Annotated in this window: 20 protein-coding genes and 3 tRNA genes; 8 read left to right on the top strand and 15 right to left on the bottom strand. The window is 73.5% G+C overall.

What is annotated here, in order from left to right:
• Complete coding sequence (locus tag ABD324_RS29050) at positions 1–147, top strand: hypothetical protein (protein WP_344424168.1); 147 nt, start codon at positions 1–3, stop codon at positions 145–147.
• Positions 148–402: 255 nt separating this feature from the next.
• On the opposite strand, the gene ABD324_RS29045 is transcribed toward ABD324_RS29050, so the two are convergent.
• Positions 403–1605, bottom strand: a complete 1203-nt coding sequence (locus ABD324_RS29045; RefSeq protein WP_344424165.1) for an FAD-dependent monooxygenase — start codon at positions 1603–1605, stop codon at positions 403–405.
• A 78-nt stretch (positions 1606–1683) separates the two neighbouring features.
• Here ABD324_RS29045 and ABD324_RS29040 point away from each other — a divergent pair, with 78 nt between their 5' ends.
• Complete coding sequence (locus ABD324_RS29040; protein ID WP_344424163.1) at positions 1684–2331, top strand: TetR/AcrR family transcriptional regulator; 648 nt, start codon at positions 1684–1686, stop codon at positions 2329–2331.
• On the opposite strand, the gene ABD324_RS29035 is transcribed toward ABD324_RS29040, so the two are convergent.
• From ABD324_RS29035 to ABD324_RS29025, 3 genes are read right to left on the bottom strand one after another with little or no spacing between them, the layout of a single operon-like run.
• Positions 2315–3142: a serine hydrolase domain-containing protein gene (locus ABD324_RS29035; RefSeq protein ID WP_344424160.1), complete on the bottom strand. Its 828-nt coding sequence runs from the start codon at positions 3140–3142 to the stop codon at positions 2315–2317. The two genes, ABD324_RS29040 and ABD324_RS29035, sit on opposite strands and share 17 nt — an antisense overlap.
• 10 nt (positions 3143–3152) lie before the next feature.
• Positions 3153–4454, bottom strand: a complete 1302-nt coding sequence (locus ABD324_RS29030) for a M20 family metallopeptidase (RefSeq protein ID WP_344424157.1) — start codon at positions 4452–4454, stop codon at positions 3153–3155.
• A gap of 21 nt (positions 4455–4475) precedes the next feature.
• On the bottom strand, positions 4476–4946 hold the full coding sequence (locus ABD324_RS29025) for a hypothetical protein (protein WP_344424154.1): 471 nt from the start codon (positions 4944–4946) through the stop codon (positions 4476–4478).
• Between the two features lie 49 nt (positions 4947–4995).
• Between ABD324_RS29025 and ABD324_RS29020 the strand changes: the two genes are divergently transcribed.
• On the top strand, positions 4996–5796 hold the full coding sequence (locus ABD324_RS29020) for a DUF72 domain-containing protein (RefSeq protein ID WP_344424151.1): 801 nt from the start codon (positions 4996–4998) through the stop codon (positions 5794–5796).
• On the opposite strand, the gene ABD324_RS29015 is transcribed toward ABD324_RS29020, so the two are convergent.
• The 5 genes from ABD324_RS29015 to ABD324_RS28995 form a co-directional block, all read right to left on the bottom strand.
• Positions 5793–6971 (bottom strand): MFS transporter, encoded by a 1179-nt coding sequence (locus tag ABD324_RS29015; protein WP_344424148.1) that lies wholly within the window; start codon positions 6969–6971, stop codon positions 5793–5795. The genes ABD324_RS29020 and ABD324_RS29015 overlap by 4 nt on opposite strands.
• Positions 6972–7074: 103 nt before the next feature.
• On the bottom strand, positions 7075–8652 hold the full coding sequence (locus tag ABD324_RS29010; RefSeq protein ID WP_344424145.1) for a long-chain-fatty-acid--CoA ligase: 1578 nt from the start codon (positions 8650–8652) through the stop codon (positions 7075–7077).
• A gap of 48 nt (positions 8653–8700) precedes the next feature.
• Positions 8701–8892, bottom strand: coding sequence for a ferredoxin (locus tag ABD324_RS29005; protein ID WP_344424142.1), 192 nt, complete (start codon positions 8890–8892; stop codon positions 8701–8703).
• Positions 8893–8896: 4 nt separating this feature from the next.
• Entirely contained in the window at positions 8897–9355 is a 459-nt protein-coding gene (locus tag ABD324_RS29000; RefSeq protein WP_344424139.1) for a hypothetical protein, read from the bottom strand.
• A 99-nt stretch (positions 9356–9454) separates the two neighbouring features.
• Positions 9455–11332, bottom strand: a complete 1878-nt coding sequence (locus tag ABD324_RS28995; RefSeq protein ID WP_344424136.1) for a propionyl-CoA synthetase — start codon at positions 11330–11332, stop codon at positions 9455–9457.
• Positions 11333–11562: 230 nt separating this feature from the next.
• Here ABD324_RS28995 and ABD324_RS28990 point away from each other — a divergent pair, with 230 nt between their 5' ends.
• Positions 11563–12870: a GDSL-type esterase/lipase family protein gene (locus ABD324_RS28990; protein WP_344424133.1), complete on the top strand. Its 1308-nt coding sequence runs from the start codon at positions 11563–11565 to the stop codon at positions 12868–12870.
• Positions 12871–12907: 37 nt separating this feature from the next.
• Here the strand turns inward: ABD324_RS28990 and ABD324_RS28985 are convergent, their stop codons facing one another.
• From ABD324_RS28985 to ABD324_RS28975, 3 genes are all read right to left on the bottom strand, one after another.
• Entirely contained in the window at positions 12908–13261 is a 354-nt protein-coding gene (locus ABD324_RS28985) for a hypothetical protein (protein ID WP_344424130.1), read from the bottom strand.
• An 81-nt stretch (positions 13262–13342) separates the two neighbouring features.
• The gene (locus ABD324_RS28980; protein ID WP_344424127.1) at positions 13343–13561 is read right to left on the bottom strand and encodes a heavy-metal-associated domain-containing protein; all 219 of its coding nucleotides are present in this window, start codon (positions 13559–13561) and stop codon (positions 13343–13345) included.
• 25 nt (positions 13562–13586) lie between these two features.
• Positions 13587–13868, bottom strand: a complete 282-nt coding sequence (locus ABD324_RS28975; protein ID WP_344424124.1) for a metal-sensitive transcriptional regulator — start codon at positions 13866–13868, stop codon at positions 13587–13589.
• A gap of 304 nt (positions 13869–14172) precedes the next feature.
• On the opposite strand from ABD324_RS28975, the gene ABD324_RS28970 reads away from it, so the two are divergent.
• From ABD324_RS28970 to ABD324_RS28955, 4 genes are all read left to right on the top strand, one after another.
• Positions 14173–14391: a hypothetical protein gene (locus tag ABD324_RS28970; protein WP_344424121.1), complete on the top strand. Its 219-nt coding sequence runs from the start codon at positions 14173–14175 to the stop codon at positions 14389–14391.
• A gap of 191 nt (positions 14392–14582) precedes the next feature.
• Positions 14583–14655 (top strand) — tRNA-Glu (locus ABD324_RS28965).
• Positions 14656–14678: 23 nt separating this feature from the next.
• A tRNA-Asp gene (locus tag ABD324_RS28960) sits at positions 14679–14752 on the top strand.
• Positions 14753–14782: 30 nt separating this feature from the next.
• A tRNA-Phe gene (locus ABD324_RS28955) sits at positions 14783–14856 on the top strand.
• Between the two features lie 173 nt (positions 14857–15029).
• On the opposite strand, the gene ABD324_RS28950 is transcribed toward ABD324_RS28955, so the two are convergent.
• The 3 genes from ABD324_RS28950 to ABD324_RS28940 all read right to left on the bottom strand — a co-directional run bounded on the left by ABD324_RS28950 (position 15030) and on the right by ABD324_RS28940 (position 16441).
• Positions 15030–15218: a hypothetical protein gene (locus tag ABD324_RS28950; protein WP_344424119.1), complete on the bottom strand. Its 189-nt coding sequence runs from the start codon at positions 15216–15218 to the stop codon at positions 15030–15032.
• A gap of 243 nt (positions 15219–15461) precedes the next feature.
• Complete coding sequence (locus ABD324_RS28945) at positions 15462–16025, bottom strand: flavoprotein (RefSeq protein WP_344424117.1); 564 nt, start codon at positions 16023–16025, stop codon at positions 15462–15464.
• Positions 16022–16441: a hypothetical protein gene (locus tag ABD324_RS28940; protein WP_344424114.1), complete on the bottom strand. Its 420-nt coding sequence runs from the start codon at positions 16439–16441 to the stop codon at positions 16022–16024. Before ABD324_RS28940 ends, ABD324_RS28945 begins: the two co-directional genes overlap by 4 nt.
• Between the last annotated feature and the right edge of the window lie 164 nt (positions 16442–16605).

Genomic DNA, 16605 nt, shown 5'->3' with positions numbered 1-16605 from the left:
ATGGAGTCCGAGGGCGGCGATCCGGTCTGCTGGCTGAGCCAGGTGTGCCCGGAGTGCGGTGCGATGCCGGCGGAGGACTCGCCGGAGAAGTGCTGGCGGTGCGGCGTCGTGCGGCCGCAGGGGCAGGGACGGGTCGAGCAGGACTGACGTCCGGACCGGGCGGGCCGGTCGCCTCTCGGCGCGCGGCCGCTCTCGGCGGCGAAAAGGTGGGACCCGGGGACACGGTGTCCGCCCGGATCCGGACGCGTCCAGCACCCTGCGGGGAACCGCAGGGGTGTCCGGACCGGGCGCAGGTCGCCTCGCGGCGAGTTGCACACCGCGGCTCCAGCCGGACTGGTATTCCACGGTGGCGGTTATCCATTGCGGCCCGGGGACACTGCTCGCCCGGTCCGGACAGGTGGCTCAACGGGCGGGAGGCCCGGATGATTCCCCGATCCCGGACGTGTCCCGGGCCACCTCGGGCAGTTCCACCGCGGCGGCCTGCGAGTCCGCCTGGCCGAGCAGCAGTTTTCGGCCCGGGGACGAGCGGAAGATGCGAGTGCGCAGCGCGATCCCGGCGGCCGTGCGGGGCGCGAGGAACTTCCCGGCGCCCGCGGCGCCGCGCTGGCAGCGGGTGACGTAGCGGCGGAGCCGGTCCTCATAGCGGGCGAACGCGACCGCGTGGTCCGGCGTGGCGGCGAGCTCGGCGGCCAGCACGTACGCCCCGACGACCGCGGTGCCGGCGCCCATCCCGCCGAGGGTGGCGCCGTACCCGGCGTCGCCCAGCAGGACGATCCGGCCCTGTGACCAGCGGGGGAGGCGGACGCGGGCGATCGCGTCGACGTAGACGTCGGTCGCGGCGTCGAGCGTGGCGAGCAGCTCGGGCACCCACCAGCCGACGCCGGCGTAGGCCTCGCGCAGCTCGTCGAGACGCGCGGGGCGGTCGCGGGGGAGATCGCCGGTGGCCGCGTGGACGAACAGGGCGCGGGCGGTCCCGGGGTCGTGCGGATCCGCGGTCAGCGCGGCGGTGCGGCCGGGCACGCTGTGCAGGACGGTCGTGCGGTCCGCGCCCAGGGTGTTCGGCAGGTCCCAGCCCGCGACCCGGTAGCCGAAGTGCCGCACGAACCGCTCCTCCGGGCCGAAGGCGAGCCGGCGGACCGCCGAGTGCAGCCCGTCCGCCCCGATCACGAGATCGACGACGCGCTCGACGCCGCTCGCGAGCCCCACCTCGACGCCGTGCGGGCCGTCCCGCAGGGCGGTGATCGAGTCGCCGAACAGGTACTCGACGCCGTCGGCCGCCGCGGCGAGCGTCCGGCTCAGGTCGCCGCGGCGCACCTCGATCGCGCCCCCGGCGTAGGACGCGGGGAGGGTGGCGAGCTCGTGGCCGGCGTCGTCGACGAACGACCAGGGGCTCCCGCCGGTCTGCTGCGCGCGCAGCGGTTCGAGCAGGCCCGTGCGGCGCAGGACCTCGAGATGGACCTCGCCGCGGAAGTCGACGGCCGAGCCGCCGGTCCGCAGCGCGGGTGCGCGCTCGACCACGGTGACCCGGTTGCCGGCGCGGGCGAGCGAGGCGGCGAGCGCGGGGCCGGCGATGCCGGCGCCGGAGATCAGGATCGTGCGGGTCATGGGTGCTCCTCCAGAAACTGTGTCCGCTAGACACTGTGTAAGGTAGACACGGTTTCGTTGGGAAGGCAAGGAGGATCCGTGGACGTCCTGTGGGACTCCGAACCCGCCCCGGCCCGCGGGCCCCGGCGCGGGCTGACGCGCGAGGGGATCGCGAGGGCCGCGATCGCGCTGGCCGACGCCGAGGGGCTCGAGTCGATCGCCATGCAGCGGGTCGCCGCGGCCCTCGGCGTCACCAAGATGGCGCTCTACCGGTACGTCCCGGGCAAGGCGGAGCTGGTCGCGCTGATGGTGGACGTCGGGATCGGGCCGGTCCCGGACATCGCCGGGACCGGACGCGCCGCGCTGGAGGCCTGGTCACGGGCCCTGCACGCGGTCTTCGCCCGGCATCCGTGGGCCACGACTGCGGTCGTGGGCCCGCGCGCGGTGGGCCCCCACGAGCTGCGGTGGACCGAGCGGGCGCTCGCCGCGCTCGCCGGCACCCCGTTCACGGGCGGCGAGAAGCTCGACGCGGTCGCGGTGCTCGCCGGGCACGTCCGGGCGATCGCCCAGCAGGGCGCCGAGGAGGAGATCGGGCAGGCGATGGGGGCGGTCCTCGCCGCCCGAGCCGGCGAGTTCCCCGAGGTCAGCGCGGCCTTCGCCGATCCGGGGGAGCGGAACGCAGCCCTGGACTTCGGGCTCGCCCGGATCCTCGACGGGATCGACGCCGAGATCAGCCGTCGGTCGTGAGCGCGGCGAGGAGGCCGTCGTTGTACGGGGTCCAGGCCTCGACGGCCCACTCGCCGAACTTCCGGTCCGTGAGCACCACGCAGGCGGTCCCGATCTCGGGATCGACCCAGAGGAAGGTGCCGGCCTGGCCGAAGTGGCCGAAGGTGCGGGGCGAGTTGCCCGCGCCGGTCCAGTGGGGGTGCTTGCCGTCGCGGATCTCGAAGCCCGCGCCCCAGTCGTTGGGGCGCTGGGAGCCGTAGCCGGGGAGCACGCCGTTCAGGCCCGGGAAGACGACCCGGGTGGCGGCGGCGAAGGTCTCCGGCGCGACGAGGGTCGGGGCGAGCAGCTCGGCGGCGAACAGCGCCATGTCCGAGGCGGTCGAGTACCCGGCCGAGCCCGGCTGCCCGCGCAGCTCCGTGGCCGCCATGCCGAGGGGGCCGAGGACGGCCTCGCGCAGGTAGTCCGCGAACGCGATGCCGCTGGCCTCGGCGATCGCCTCGCCGAGGACGGTGAAACCGGCGTTCGAGTAGATCCGCCGGGTGCCGGGCTCGGCCTGGACGTCGTCGGAGTCGAACGCGAGCCCGGACGTGTGGGCGGCCAGGTGCCGGATCGTGGAGCCCTCGGGGCCGGCCGGGTCGTCCCACTCCACGGCGCCCTCCTCCACGGCGATGAGCAGCGCGTACGCCGAGAGCAGCTTGGTCACCGACGCCAGCCGGAACTCCCGGTCGAGGTCGCCGGCCGTGGCCAGCACCCCGCCGGCCCCGACCACCACCGCCGCCACGTGGTCGACGGGCCAGTCCAGGACGGCGCGGGTGGCGCGTGCGAGATCCACGAGCCCCAGACTAGAAGTAGCTCGGCACGTCCAGGGCCCCGCCCTGCGCCGCGAACTCGGCGTGCACGGCCTCGCGCAGGCCGGCGTCGGCGAGGTAGTCCAGGGCCGTCATGGCCAGGCCGTGGGCGCCGTCGCGGACCCCCGCGTCGCCCGTCGCGCTGCCCGCGGCGGCCGCGAAGCCCTCGGTGTGCAGCGCTTCCGTCGGGCCGGCGATCGCCAGCATCGGATGTATCGCCGGCATCCGCTGGGACAGGTTGCCGAGGTCCGTGGAGCCGGTGAGGAACTCGGGGACGATGCCCGGGACGAGCGAGGTTCGGCCACGTTCGCGCTGGTTGACGGCCCAGCGGCCGGCGAGCGCGGCGTTGTGGCGGATGGGCAGGTAGGCCGGGGCGGCGTCCCAGCTCAGCTCGACGCCGCAGCCGTGCATCCGGGCTGCGCCCTCGGCGATCGCCGTGACCCGTTCGGCGAGGTCCCGCAGGGTCTCCGGCTCCATCGAGCGCACGTAGAACAGCACCGCCGCCCGCTCCGGGACGACGTTGGGGCGCGCGCCGCCGTCGGTGAACGTGCCGTGGATGCGGTCGGTCGGGGGCAGGTGCTGGCGCAGCGCCGCGACACCCTGGTAGGCGGCGACAGCGGCGTCGAGGGCGTTGCGGCCCATGAACGGCTGCGCGGCCGCGTGCGCCGCGACCCCGCGGAACACCATCTCGACCTGGCGGCGGCCGAGGAACGGGTGCATCGCCACGTCGTGGGAGAACGGATGGAGCATGACGACGGCGTCGACGTCGTCGAACAGGCCGGCGCGGGCCATCGTCTCCTTGCCGCCGCCGCCCTCCTCGGCGGGCGTGCCGAACAGCGTCACGCGGCCCGGGGCGCGCCCGGCCAGGGCGAGGAACGCGCCGAGCGCGGTGGTGGCGATGACGTTGTGGCCGCAGCCGTGCCCGATCCCGGGGAGCGCGTCGTACTCGGCGAGGATCCCGACGTGCGGGCCGTCGCCGCCGGAGGTGCAGCGCAGCGCGGTGTCCAGCCCGCCGACGCCGGTCTCGGGCTCGTGGCCGTGGCGTTCGAGGAGCTCCGCCACCGCCCGCGCCGAGCGGTGCTCCGCGAAGGACGTCTCGGGGTGGGCGTGGAGGTCCCGGCTCAGCGCGACGAGCTCGTCGCCGAGGGCGTCGACCGCCGCGGCGACCGGTTCCCGCAGCTCGGCGGGGGCACCCGCGTGCTCGGAGCCGAGCGGCTCGGCACCCGCGACCGCCTGCTCGGTGGCCGCGACCAGCGCGCGGAGGTAGCCGTCGTCGGGTCGTACCGGGCCGCTCATGCGGGCAGCGTAGGCGCCGGGTCAGTCCGAGGACGACGAGGAGGACCCGGAGTCCGACGAGCCCGAGTCCGAGGAGCTCGACGAGCCGGAGTCCGAGGAGGAACCCGAGTCCGAGGAGCACGTCGACCAGGAGTCCGAACCCGACCACGAGCCCTGGTCGGGCGCGCACCCGTTGTCCCACGACGGACCCCACGACGAGCCGGTGTCCCCCGTGCTGGTGTCCCAGGACCGCTGCCGCGTCGCCCAGTCGTCGTCGAGCGGGGCGCCCGGCACCCAGTGCCCGCCCGCCCGCGGCACCGCCCCGGCGGGGATCCGCAGGTCGGAGGCCATCCGGCGCAGCGGCGACGCGAGCCGCAGCACGACCACCACGATGATCGAGGAGATCACGAGCGGCACGGCGAAGAACAGCGCGGGCCAGTCGAGGACGGCGTAGAGCGCGCCGACGACCACGAGGTCGCCGAGCACGACGAGGGGCAGGATCCACCGGGCCACATCCTCATCACGCTCCCCACGCCCACGGCGTTACCGCCAGGATGGGGCGATGGCGACCTGGCGCACCGGGACCTCGGGCTGGCGGTACCCGCCCTGGCGCGGCACCTTCTATCCGAAGGGCCTCGCGCAGCGCCGGGAGCTGGAGTACCTCTCCCGCGAGGTGACTTCCATCGAGATCAACGGCTCCTTCTACTCCCGGCAGACCGCGTGGCCGAGCTGGCGCGAGCAGACGCCCGAGGGCTTCGTCTTCTCGGTGAAGGGGCCGCGGTTCATCACCCACATGAAGCAGCTCAACGACGTCCGGGTGCCGGTCGCGAACTTCCTCGCCTCCGGGCTGCTCGCGCTCGGCCCGAAGCTCGGCCCGGTCCTCTGGCAGCTGCCACCCCGGATGATCTTCAGGCCGGAGCGGATGCGGGCCTTCCTGGAGCTGTTGCCGCACACCACGACCGCCGCGGCCGACCTGGCGAGGGAGCACGACGAGCGGATCGGGGATCCCGTGCTCGACGCGGACGAGCGCCCGATGCGGCACGCCGTCGAGGTCCGGCACGAGAGCTTCCGCGATCCGGCCTTCCTCGCGTTGCTGCGGGAGTTCGGGATCGCGCTGGTCGTGGCGGACACGGCGGGGAAGTGGCCGTTCCTGACCGACGTCACCGCCGACCACGTCTACGTCCGGCTGCACGGCGCCGAGGAGCTCTACGTCAGCGGCTACACGCCGGAGGCCCTCGATTCCTGGGCGCAGCGGATCCGCGGCTGGCTCGCCGAGGGGCTCGACGTGAACGCCTACTTCGACAACGACGTGAAGGTGCACGCGCCGCGGGACGCGATCGCGCTGGCCGAGCGCCTGCGTTAGGCCGGCACGAGCTCGCGGGTCCGGCGGTGCGCCACGAGCATGCGCCGGCCGAGCATCACGCCGCCGGCGGCGATCGCCATCGCCACCGCGCTCGCGTACCAGGCCACCGGGAACGACGCGTGCGTCACGAGGAACCCGAACCCGACCGGGCCGAGCGCGCAGCCTGCGTACACGCCGACCTGCACGATCGCCGTCGCGGCCGCCGGGGCCTCGGGATTGAGCCGGACCACCGCGAACTGCAGGAGCCCCGGCCAGGACCAGCCGAGCCCGAACGCGAGGACGGTCCCGACCACCAGCGCGACCGAGCCGGGCACCGCGAGCAGGATCAGGCCGACCGTCCCGGAGATCAGACAGCCGGCGACGACGGCGACGTGCGCGCCGCTGCGACGGTCCGCCAGCCAGCCGTGCAGCATCCGGATGAGCAGGCCGACCACGCTGCCCAGGGTCAGCACCAGGCCGGCGAGCCCGGGATCGATGCCGCGGTCCACCGCCGAGGCCACGAGGAAGATCCCGAGCGCGTTCGCGGCGGCGGCACCCAGCCCCGCGGCGGCGCCGATCACCGCGAGCGCACCGGTCGCCCGGTCCTGCGGCACGGTGCGGTCCCGGCGCTCCGGGCCGGCGCCGCGCGGCGCGGCCAGGACCGCGAGCAGGGCGAGGCCGGCGGCGATGACGTAGGCCCACCGCCACCCGATCGTCAGCACGACGGTCGGGACCGCGACCCCGGCGAGCAGCCCCGCGAGCGGCACGGAGGCCTGCTTGACACCGAAGGACAGCCCCATCCGCTCCTGCGGCATCGAACGGGCCAGCGTCAGGTTGGAGGAGAGCTGGCCCATCACGTTGCACCACGCGCCGCACAGCAGGATCACGACGAGCGCGGTGTACGAGTGTGCCAACAGGGCCACGAGGAGCAGGAACGTCGCGGCGCCCAGCACCGCGACCCGGCTGGTGACCCCCGCGCCGAACCGCTCGACGAGCCGGCCGATCGGCAGCGACACGAGCGCGCTGACCGCGAAGTAGAGCGCCACGATGATCCCGAGCCCGGCCGGGTCGAAGCCGAGCTCCGCGGAGATCTGGACGGCGGAGGCGCCGGTCAGGAACACGGGGATCACCGTGCAGGTGGTCACGATGATCGCGCCCGCCCCCACCCGGAAGGCGCTCTGGGGCTTCCTGGTCATGGTGAGCAACGCTAACGGCGCGCGGGCGCCGGATCACGGGAACGTGACGAAGTGTCTCGGCCGGGTCGTGCGTGGCGGCGGCCCCACCGGGGGGCACAGCCGCTCACCGGGACTTGCGGAGCTCGAACTTCTGGATCTTGCCGGTGGAGGTCTTGGGCAGCTCGTCCAGGAACTCGACCACCTTCGGGGCCTTGAAGCGCGCGATCCTGGACCTCACGTGGTCGATCAGGTCCTGTTCGGTGGCCGCTCCGCCGGGACCGAGGACGACGAAGGCCTTCGGGCGCTCGCCCCACTCCTCGTCCGGGATGCCGACGACGGCGCACTCGAGGACCGCCTCGTGGGACATCAGCGCCTGCTCGACCTCGACCGTCGAGATGTTCTCGCCGCCCGAGATCACGATGTCCTTGGCGCGGTCGCGGAGCTCCACGTAGCCGTCGGGGTGCATCACGCCGAGGTCGCCGGAGTGGAACCAGCCACCGGCGAAGGCCTTGTCCGTGCCCTCGGGGTCCTCGAAGTACCCCTTCATCACGTTGTTGCCGCGCATGACGATCTCGCCCATCGTCTGCCCGTCGCGCGGCACGTCGCGCATCTCCTGGTCCACCACGCGGACCCGCTCCGCCTGCAGCATCCCGACGCCCTGCCGGGCCTGCAGCGCCGCGCGCTCCTCGGCCCCGAGGCCGTCCCAGGCGCGCTGGTACTGGTTCACCGAGTACGGCCCGTAGGTCTCGGTCAGGCCGTAGACGTGCACGATCCGGAAGCCCATGCGCTCCATCTGCAGGATCGTGGTCGGGCTCGGCGGCGCACCGGCCGTCGTCACCACCAGCTGGTAGTCGAGCGTGCGCGCCTGCTCGGCCCGCATGATCGTCGTGACGACCGTGGGGGCGCCGTTGAGGTGCGTGACGCCGTGCTCCCCGATCAGCTCCCAGATCCGGTCCCCGCGGACCTCGCGCAGGCAGACGTGGGTGCCGCCGACCCCGGTGACCGCCCAGGGCGTGCACCAGCCGTTGCAGTGGAACATCGGGAGCGTCCAGAGGTACACGCTGTCCGGCGTGTGCGTGGAGTGCACGATCTCGCCGAAGGAGTTCAGGTACGCGCCGCGGTGGGTGTACTGCACGCCCTTGGGACGGCCGGTGGTCCCGGACGTGTAGTTGATCGAGATCACGGACTCCTCGTCCTCGACCTCCCACCGCAGGGGCTCGTCGGACCCGCGGGCCAGCAGGTCGTCGTAGCGGATGCCGGAGCCCACACCGTCCCCCGGCGCCGCCGGGTCGATCACCGTGACGATCTCCTCGACCGTCTTCAGCTCGGCGGCGACTGGCGCGACCTGCGGGTACAGGGTGGCGTCGACGACGAGCAGGGTCGAGCCCGAGTGGTCGAGGATGTAGCGGATCTCCTCCGTGGAGAGCCGGGTGTTGATCGCGACGAGGACGGCGCCGGCCAGCGGCACCGCGAAGTGCGCCACGAGCATCTCGGGGATGTTCGGCAGCAGGTACGCCACCCGGTCGCCCGGGCGGACCCCCGACCCGCGCAGGCCGTGTGCGACCCGGGTGGCCTCGGCCGCGAAATCGGCATAGGAGAGCCGGCGGTCGCCGTGGACGATCGCCGTCTTGTCCGGATAGACCTCGGCCGAGCGGGCGAGGAAGGCGAGCGGTGTGAGCGGCGTGGTCCAGACCGACGGCATCCGCCGATCCTCGCCGCTGCCGTGACCCGACGCCAGTCCTGCCCGGGTCTAGTCCTGGAGCGTGATGGCGGCCTTCGGGCAGGCCCGGACCGCCTCCTCGACCTTGGCCCGCAACGCTTCGGGCGGGTTCTCGTCGAGGACGTAGAGGAAGTCGTCGTCCCGCACCTCGAACACCTCGGGTGCGGCTGCCATGCAGAGCGCGTTGCTCTCGCAGAGGTCGAAGTCCACCGAAACCTTCATGACCTCATGGTGCGCCCGAAGCCGACCCTTCGCGTGACTCAGGACACCCTTGCTCGACGTCCGCGCTGGTCGGGGCGGCGAGCGCGGCCTGCACGGGGGCCGGGAGCGCCGCCGGAGCCGTGGACGTGGCCGCGACGGTCGCGCACGGGGCCACCGGAGTCGGCCGGGCCGCGCGGGCCGTGGTCGCCGCGGCGGGAGCCGGGGCGGGCGGGGTCGTGGCGATCCGGGGGGCGGGCCGGCGAGGCGTCTCGGGAGAGGTCGGCGTGGCGGACCGGGGGGAGGTCGTGGGCGGGTGGGGCGCGAGGGCCAGCGACGACGGGGGGACGCGGAACTCGGCGGCGAGCGCCGGTGCGGCCGACGCGTGCGCGTCGACGACGAACGCGGCCCCGGCCAGCCCGCCCACGGCGGTCAGGCCGAGGGCAGCGGCCAGCACGGCGGGCCACCGCTCGGGGGAGCGGAACATCGGAGGCGGGTCCTCTCCGGGTGGGGAGACGACCGAGGGGGAGCAGCCGTCGTTCCCCCCATCGCCGGGAGGGCCCGCCTCCGTTACACGATCGGGTGATCAGCCCTTGCGCAGAACGGACCGAAGATCGTCCAGGACGTCGACATTCTCGATGGTCGAGGGGACCGGCTCGTCGAGGCCGTCGGCGATGCCCCGCATGGTCTTGCGCAGGATCTTCCCGGAGCGGGTCTTGGGCAGGGCGGCGACGACCGCGACGTCCTTCAGGCTGGCCACGGCCCCGATCCGGTCCCGGACCATCTGCACCAGCTCGGCCCGCAGCTCGTCCGGATCGGGGTCCGCGCCGGCCTTGAGGACGACGAAGCCGCGGGGCACCTGCCCCTTCATCTGGTCCGCGACACCGATCACCGCGCACTCCGCCACGGCCGGGTGGCTCGCGAGGACCTCCTCCATGCCGCCGGTCGAGAGCCGGTGCCCGGCGACGTTGATGACGTCGTCCGTGCGGCCCATGACGAACACGTAGCCGTCGGAGTCGATCCGGCCGCCGTCGCCCGTCAGGTAGTAGCCGGGGAAGGCGGACATGTACGAGGAGACGAACCGCTCGTCGTCGTTCCAGAGGGTCGGGAAGGCGCCCGGCGGCAGGGGGAGCTTGGCCACGATCGCGCCGTCGGTGTCCGGGGGGACCTGCCGGCCGTTCGCGTCGAGGACCTGGATGTCCCAGCCCGGCAACGGGCGGGTGGGGGAGCCGGGCTTGATCGGCAGGAGCTCGATGCCGGCCGGGTCGGCGACGATCGGCCAGCCCGTCTCGGTCTGCCACCAGTGGTCGATCACCGGGATGTCGAGCAGGTCCAGGGCCCAGCGGTAGGTCTCCGGGTCGAGGCGCTCGCCGGCCAGGAAGAGGTACTTCAGCCCGGACAGGTCGTACTGCGTCGCGTACTCGCCGTTCGGGTCCTCCTTCTTCAGCGCGCGGAACGCGGTCGGCGCGGTGAAGAGCGCGCGGACGCCGTGCTCGGCGCAGACCCGCCAGAACTGGCCCGCGTCCGGGGTGCCGACGGGTTTGCCCTCGTAGAGCACGGTCGTCGCCCCGGCCAGCAGCGGCGCGTAGACGATGTAGGAGTGGCCGACGACCCAGCCGACGTCGGACGCGGTGAAGATCGTCTGGCCGGGGCCGACGTCGTAGACGTGGGGCATGGACCAGGCCAGCGCGGTCGCGTAGCCGCCGCCATCGCGCACCACGCCCTTCGGCTTGCCGGTGGTGCCGGAGGTGTAGAGCACGTAGAGCGGGTCAGTCGACTTCACCGGGACGGGGTCCGCCGGGGTGGCCTTGGCGACCGCCTCGGCCCAGTCGACGTCGGTGGCGCCCATGGCGGCCTCGGCCTGCGGGCGCTGCAGGATCACCTGCGAGTCCGGCTTGTGCGAGGACAGCGCGATCGCCTTGTCCAGCAACGGCTTGTACTCGATGACTCGTTTGCCCTCGATCCCGCAGCTCGCCGAGACGACGACCTTCGGGGTGGCGTCCTCGATGCGGACGGCGAGCTCGTTGGCGGCGAACCCGCCGAACACCACCGAGTGCACCGCGCCCAGGCGGGCGCAGGCGAGCATCGCGACCACCGCCTCGGGGACCATCGGCATGTAGATCACCACGCGGTCCCCGACCCCGACGCCCTCGGCCCGCAGCACGCCCGCGAAGGTGGCGACCTCGTCGGTCAGCCGGGCGTAGGTGTAGGTCCGCTGGGTGCCGGTGACCGGGGAGTCGTAGATCAGTGCGGCCTGGTCGCCCCGGCCCGCGGCGACGTGCCGGTCCAGGGCGTTGTGCGCGACGTTGAGCCGCCCGTCGGGGAACCAGCGGTAGAAGGGCGGGTTGGCGTCGTCCAGGGCCCTGGTCGGTGGGGTCTCCCACTCCAGGGCCTGCGCCGCCTCCAGCCAGAACCCCTCCCGGTCGGCCACACTCGCCCGGAAAACGTCCTCGTACGCGCCCACAGCAGCCTCCTTCGTCGGACCGCTCCGAACCCTAGGCGACCGGCGGCGTCGTGGCTGCTGATCCTGTCCCCTCCGACAGGTCGCAGAGGGTTAGCAAGGTTCTACGTAACGTCACCACCCGGATGGCCGATAGGCGGATCGCCGGCCGAAATCGTTCGTCCCGGTGAGGACCGGCTCACACGGTCGGGTGACGACGAGGGGGTGCGGGGTTGGGAACCCTGCTCGGTCGGATGTCGGGACGGAGCCTCGTCGCGGGCCTCGTCGGTGCGGTCGCCGTCCTCGGGCTGGCCGTCGCGTTGTTGCCGCTGGGATCCGGTGGGGCGTCCGCCTCGGCGTCGGCATCGCTGCCCGGGCCGTCGGAGTGCGGGCCGGCCTGGGTGGCGGCCTGGCGCACCAGCCCCGAGGCCGTGCCGGACCCCGGTCTCGCCGGGCGCACCCTGAGGATGCTCGTGCGCCCCCAGGCCACGGGCTCCGAGCTGCGGATCCGGGTGTCCAACCGGTTCGGCGCCACCCCGCTGCGGATCGACTCCGCCTCGGCCGGGACCGCCGGCGCCGGTGCGGCGCTGGTGCCCGGGAGCGTCCGGCCGCTGACGTTCGGTGGTGCGGCGGGGGTCGAGGTGCCGCCCGGGGCCGAGCTCGAGAGCGATTCCGCACCGTTCGTGGCCGAGCGGGGCAGGTCCGTGGCGATCAGCCTGCACCTGCCCGACGCGCCGCCCGCGCAGGTCAGCGGACATCCGGTGGCGCTGCAGACCTCGTACGTCTCCGGGCCGGGGGACGCGGGGGACGTGGTCGACGCCGTGAGCGGTGCGGCGTACACCCGGCCCGTCGGATCGTGGTTCGTGCTCACCGGGATCGACGTCCGGGCACCGCGAGCGGAGAACGCCGTGGTGCTGGTGGGCGACTCGATCACGGACGGGGTGGGCAGCGACCCCGACCGCGACGACCGCTGGTCCGACGCACTGGCCGCGCGGCTCACCGGCGGCGACACGATGCCCGTCCTCAACGCGGGGATCTCGTCGAACCAGCTGGTCTCGGGCGTGGTCGGCCCGGCCCCCGTGGCGCGCCTCGCCGACGACGTGGCGGACGTGCCCGGCGCGCGGGACGTCGTCCTCCACATCGGGACGAACGACCTCGCCGCCGGTGTCGACGCCGGCAGGATCGTCTCGGCGATGGTCGACTACGCGGACCAGGTCCGGGCCGGCGGCCGCCGCATCTTCCTGACGACGATCACGCCGTCGACCGCGGGGGATCACGGATCGGCATGGGCGGACCTGCAGCGCGACGCCGTCAACACCTGGATCCGGACGGACGGTCCGGCGCACGCGGACGGCGTGTTCGACTTCGCCGCCGCGGTCGCGGACCCGGGGGACCCGCACCGGCTCGCCCCGGCCTACGACGCGGGGGACGGCCTGCACCTCTCCGCCGCGGGCTACCGGGCGCTGGCCGGGGCGGTCGATCCGTCGAGGCTGAGCGGGAGCCCGTGCCTCGCGGACCCGGGCCCGGACTCGGCGAAGGTCGTGGTCTCGGCGCCGCGCTGAGCTCCGCACCCCGGGTGGCCCGAGTGGCGTTCGCTGCTCAGCGCGGGCGGCGGCGGAGGCGCATCTGGGCGCGGCGGCCCGCCTCGCGGGCCGTGACGGGCAGCGGGCCGGTCGGGGCGTCCTCGTTCTCCAGACGCTCCACGATCCAGTCCGTGGCCAGGGCCGCGGCCGACGTGCCCCGCTCCTCGGCCACCTGCCGCAGCTGCTCGATCCGCAGCGCGGGCAGCCGGACCTGCAGCACCTGGGCGCTGCCGAACTTCCCGGTCTCCGCCTCGGGCGCGAGCGCGGCGAGGTACGAGTCGAGCTCGGGATCGTGCTGCTCGAGCTCGGCCTCCGCCCGCTTGGCGGGCGCGCCGTGGCGCGAGGGACGACGTTCCCGGAAGGCCGGCATGGCCCGGGACGCTAGTGCGCGGCCCCGGCGGGCCGCCACGGGCCTCGCCGCCGGGCGCGCCCGATCCGGTGTCCCCGCCCGTCAGACCAGCGTGTAGCCGGCCTCGGACACCGCCGCCTCGATCTCGCCGCGGCCGAGCGCGCGGTCCGCGGTGATCGTGACGGCGCCGCTGGCCAGGTCGACCTCGACGGCGCGGACGCCGGCGATCTCACCGACCTCCTCCTGGACGGACGCGGTGCAGTGCCCGCAGGTCATCCCGGTGACGGTGACGGTGGTGCGGAACGGGGTCTCGACGGTCATGGCGGGGAGCCTCTTCTCTCGGGGGTCAGGACTTCACGAGCCGGGCGATCGCGTCGGAGGCCTCCTTGACCTTCGCCGCGCCCTCCTCCGGGGAGTTGCGGGCCGCGTCGACGACGCAGCCCTTCATGTGGTCCTCGAGGAGCTCGAGGGCGAACGACTGCAGGGCGCGGGTCGCCGCGGACACCTGGGTCAGCACGTCGATGCAGTACACGTCGTCGTCGACCATGCGCTGCAGGCCGCGGATCTGGCCCTCGATGCGGCGCAGCCGGCGCTGGTGCGCCTCGCGCTCGCCGGAGTAGCCGGCCATCTCGCCTCCCGGGTCGTCTCGCTCTCGCCGCCACCATACCCCTCAGGGGTACGGCACGCGGGGGGTGTCCGGTGATCGGAGTGTGACGCACGGTCGCATCCCTCACCCGGGAAGGGGCATGCGTGGAAGGTCTCCGGTAGGTAACGTTCCGGCCACGGTCACGGGGGTGACCGCGCTACGCGCCGGGTGCGGGCCGGACGGGTGAGGCTCCGCGCCGGCTCCGGCATGCCCCCGAAACCGCCAGGGGTGGCGAACGAACGGGGAGGCGTCGTTGAGCGGGATCGACAGCATTCGGGCAAGTGGCGTGAACGGTGCAGTGTCCGACGAGCACGCGGCGCCGTCGGGCTCCATCCCCTCGCCGCGGACCGCGGCGGACGCGTACCGGGTGTCCGACGAGCAGGTCCACCAGGCCCGCCGGGTCGTCGCCGACAACTCGCAGTCCCCCGAGGACCTCCGCCTGCTGCTCGACATGCTCGGCCTCGTGTCCAGCAACCCCGATCTCCCGCCCCCGGTGAGCCGCTGACGGGTGTGTCGCAGGTCATCATGGCGCCCGATCGCGCCATTCCCGGCGTGATCGGGCCGCCGATGCCGGCCTGACCTGCGCGGACAGGGGTGGGGAGGGGTGGTGTGGGAGGGCGTTCGGACGTGTCCTATGCTTTCCTCACTCCCAACGGACAGCCGTTGGAGGTGAAGGTCCGCCTCCGGGTTGGCCGAGCCCCCATCGTCTAGCGGCCTAGGACTCCGCCCTTTCAAGGCGGCAGCGCGGGTTCGAATCCCGTTGGGGGTACGGTTCCACCAGCTACACAGCAAGGCCCAGTGGCGCAGTTGGTTAGCGCGTCGCCCTGTCACGGCGAAGGTCGCGGGTTCGAGTCCCGTCTGGGTCGCTTCACTTTCCAGGCTCCTCACGGAGCCGGGGCCAGGTAGCTCAGTTGGTACGAGCGTCCGCCTGAAAAGCGGAAGGTCGGCGGTTCGACCCCGCCCCTGGCCACACCCTCTCACCAGGCACTTCTCCCAGCCTGGCCCTCCCGAATCGCTCAGCTGTAGCAACGGGGTCGTCCGATCTGCTCCTGCAGCAGCGCCAGGGCCTCGCGCTTGTCCTTCGACGACACGTGCGCGTAGATGCCGAGCGTCACACTCATGTCCGTGTGGCCGACGATCTCCTCACGCGCTCTTGGTAGCAGCGACGGGGCGGCCCTCGTCAGCGCGGTAGGCGACGCCAGCGCGGCCGTTGCGGGACCAGGGCATCGCGACCAGCCGGATAAGGGTGACCGGCTGCCCCTGCTGGAGCTGGGGCGGCTCGGTCGCGGCGATCGTGACGGTGATCGTGTCGGCGCCCTCGGGGTCCATCACGACGAGCTGGGCAGCCCCACAGCGGGGCGCCGGTGCGGCGGTCGAGACGGTGGACGCCGTTGTCGTCGAGGCGGCGGTCGAAGGTGAAGTTCATCTGGGTGGTGTCGATCAGCAGTCGCACGGCCGGTCTCCTAATCGAGGGGCACTGAGTGGTGCCTCACCAGGAGAAGCCCGAGGTCGCGAAAGGACCCGGACAAACTGTCCGGGTCTGTTCTGGCAGGGGTTGCGCGGTGCGGGGGAGTGCTACCGCGTTGCCGCAGTGACCTGCTCGACCAGGTCCAGGATGGTCGACCACGGGAGCGGGCGGCCGGGCGGGGCTTCTCGCGGCTCGTAGAGCGGCCAGAGGTCCTCGCCGGTCACCAGGTGTACCCCAGCGGACCCCAGGGCCGCCAGGTGAGATTCCCAGGCGGGGTGGCGAGTGTGCGCGGCGTTGACCCGTGGGAAGACGACCACCGGGACGACGCCGCCCCCAATGGCCTCGTTCACCGTCGTGAGGGCCTGGTTGTCGGAGATCCCGAGCGCGAGCTTGGCAACGACGTTGGCCGTGGCCGGCGCGACGACGTAGCAGGAGATCGGCGGGTGCGGGCTCGTCTCGCCCGGCATCCGCGGGGAGCTGCGCACGAGGTGCCCGGTCAGCTCTTCGAGCTTGGCCGCCTCGCCGGACTCCTCCAGCCACGTCGCCGTGGTCGGGGTCAGCGTGATCGCGACGTCCCAGCCGCGCTCGATAGCCGGCTCGACGAAGTCAGCCCGGATCGTCTCGGCCCCGCCGGCGGCGCAGGCGATGAGCCCAATCGTCCGCCGACTCACGCCACCGCCCGGCAGCGCTGCGCGAACGCCAGCAGCTCCGACGAGCGCGACCCGCCCGTCACCGGGGACCGCCGATGCATGTCCTTGACCATCTCCCGCACGGAAGCACTGTGCCGCACGAGAGCCGGCGCCTGCCTCTCAGCGTTCAGCAGGAGGTCCAGGGCCTCGGTGTCCTTGGCGAGGTAAGAGAGCGCCCGAGCGATGTCGATCATGTGCGTGACCCGCCGCTCGACCGGCAGATCCTCCGCACCCACCTGCTGCCCGTGCTCGGCGACCCAAGCGACGTCCCCGAGGTCGAGACCAGCGGAGAGTCGGTGCAGCTCGACGTTTGTGGGTTCAAAGCCCGTCTGCCAGTAGTTCGCGTCCACCCCGAGCTGTTCGGCGGCACGAGCCGCCCGCCCGAGCAGTTCTGCCACCGTCGCGCGGTCCTTGGAGCATCCCGAAGAGGCTCAACGCTTCCGGGTCGCCATCCGCTACTTGTGGCTCCAACCAGCGAGCCGCCGTCTCCCCGAGATGCGATGCATCGTCGTAGCGTCCGATTGCCAGCAGCGCGCGAGTCGCCGCACGGCCGCTGAGGCGA

It is taken from the genome of Pseudonocardia ailaonensis, from assembly GCF_039531635.1.
GTDB classification, from domain to species: Bacteria; Actinomycetota; Actinomycetes; order Mycobacteriales; family Pseudonocardiaceae; genus Pseudonocardia; species Pseudonocardia ailaonensis.
Note: the sequence above shows the minus strand (reverse complement) of the source record. Positions and strands in the feature narration are given on the sequence as shown.

Coding starts and splice junctions, on each gene's coding strand:
- ABD324_RS29050 (WP_344424168.1), top strand. CDS start 1: ATGGAGTCCGAGGGCGGCGATCCGGTCTGCTGGCTGAGCCAGGTGTGC.
- ABD324_RS29045 (WP_344424165.1), bottom strand. CDS start 1,605: ATGACCCGCACGATCCTGATCTCCGGCGCCGGCATCGCCGGCCCCGCG.
- ABD324_RS29030 (WP_344424157.1), bottom strand. CDS start 4,454: ATGAGCGGCCCGGTACGACCCGACGACGGCTACCTCCGCGCGCTGGTC.
- ABD324_RS29020 (WP_344424151.1), top strand. CDS start 4,996: ATGGCGACCTGGCGCACCGGGACCTCGGGCTGGCGGTACCCGCCCTGG.
- ABD324_RS29015 (WP_344424148.1), bottom strand. CDS start 6,971: ATGACCAGGAAGCCCCAGAGCGCCTTCCGGGTGGGGGCGGGCGCGATC.
- ABD324_RS29010 (WP_344424145.1), bottom strand. CDS start 8,652: ATGCCGTCGGTCTGGACCACGCCGCTCACACCGCTCGCCTTCCTCGCC.
- ABD324_RS29005 (WP_344424142.1), bottom strand. CDS start 8,892: ATGAAGGTTTCGGTGGACTTCGACCTCTGCGAGAGCAACGCGCTCTGC.
- ABD324_RS29000 (WP_344424139.1), bottom strand. CDS start 9,355: ATGTTCCGCTCCCCCGAGCGGTGGCCCGCCGTGCTGGCCGCTGCCCTC.
- ABD324_RS28990 (WP_344424133.1), top strand. CDS start 11,563: ATGTCGGGACGGAGCCTCGTCGCGGGCCTCGTCGGTGCGGTCGCCGTC.
- ABD324_RS28985 (WP_344424130.1), bottom strand. CDS start 13,261: ATGCCGGCCTTCCGGGAACGTCGTCCCTCGCGCCACGGCGCGCCCGCC.
- ABD324_RS28980 (WP_344424127.1), bottom strand. CDS start 13,561: ATGACCGTCGAGACCCCGTTCCGCACCACCGTCACCGTCACCGGGATG.
- ABD324_RS28975 (WP_344424124.1), bottom strand. CDS start 13,868: ATGGCCGGCTACTCCGGCGAGCGCGAGGCGCACCAGCGCCGGCTGCGC.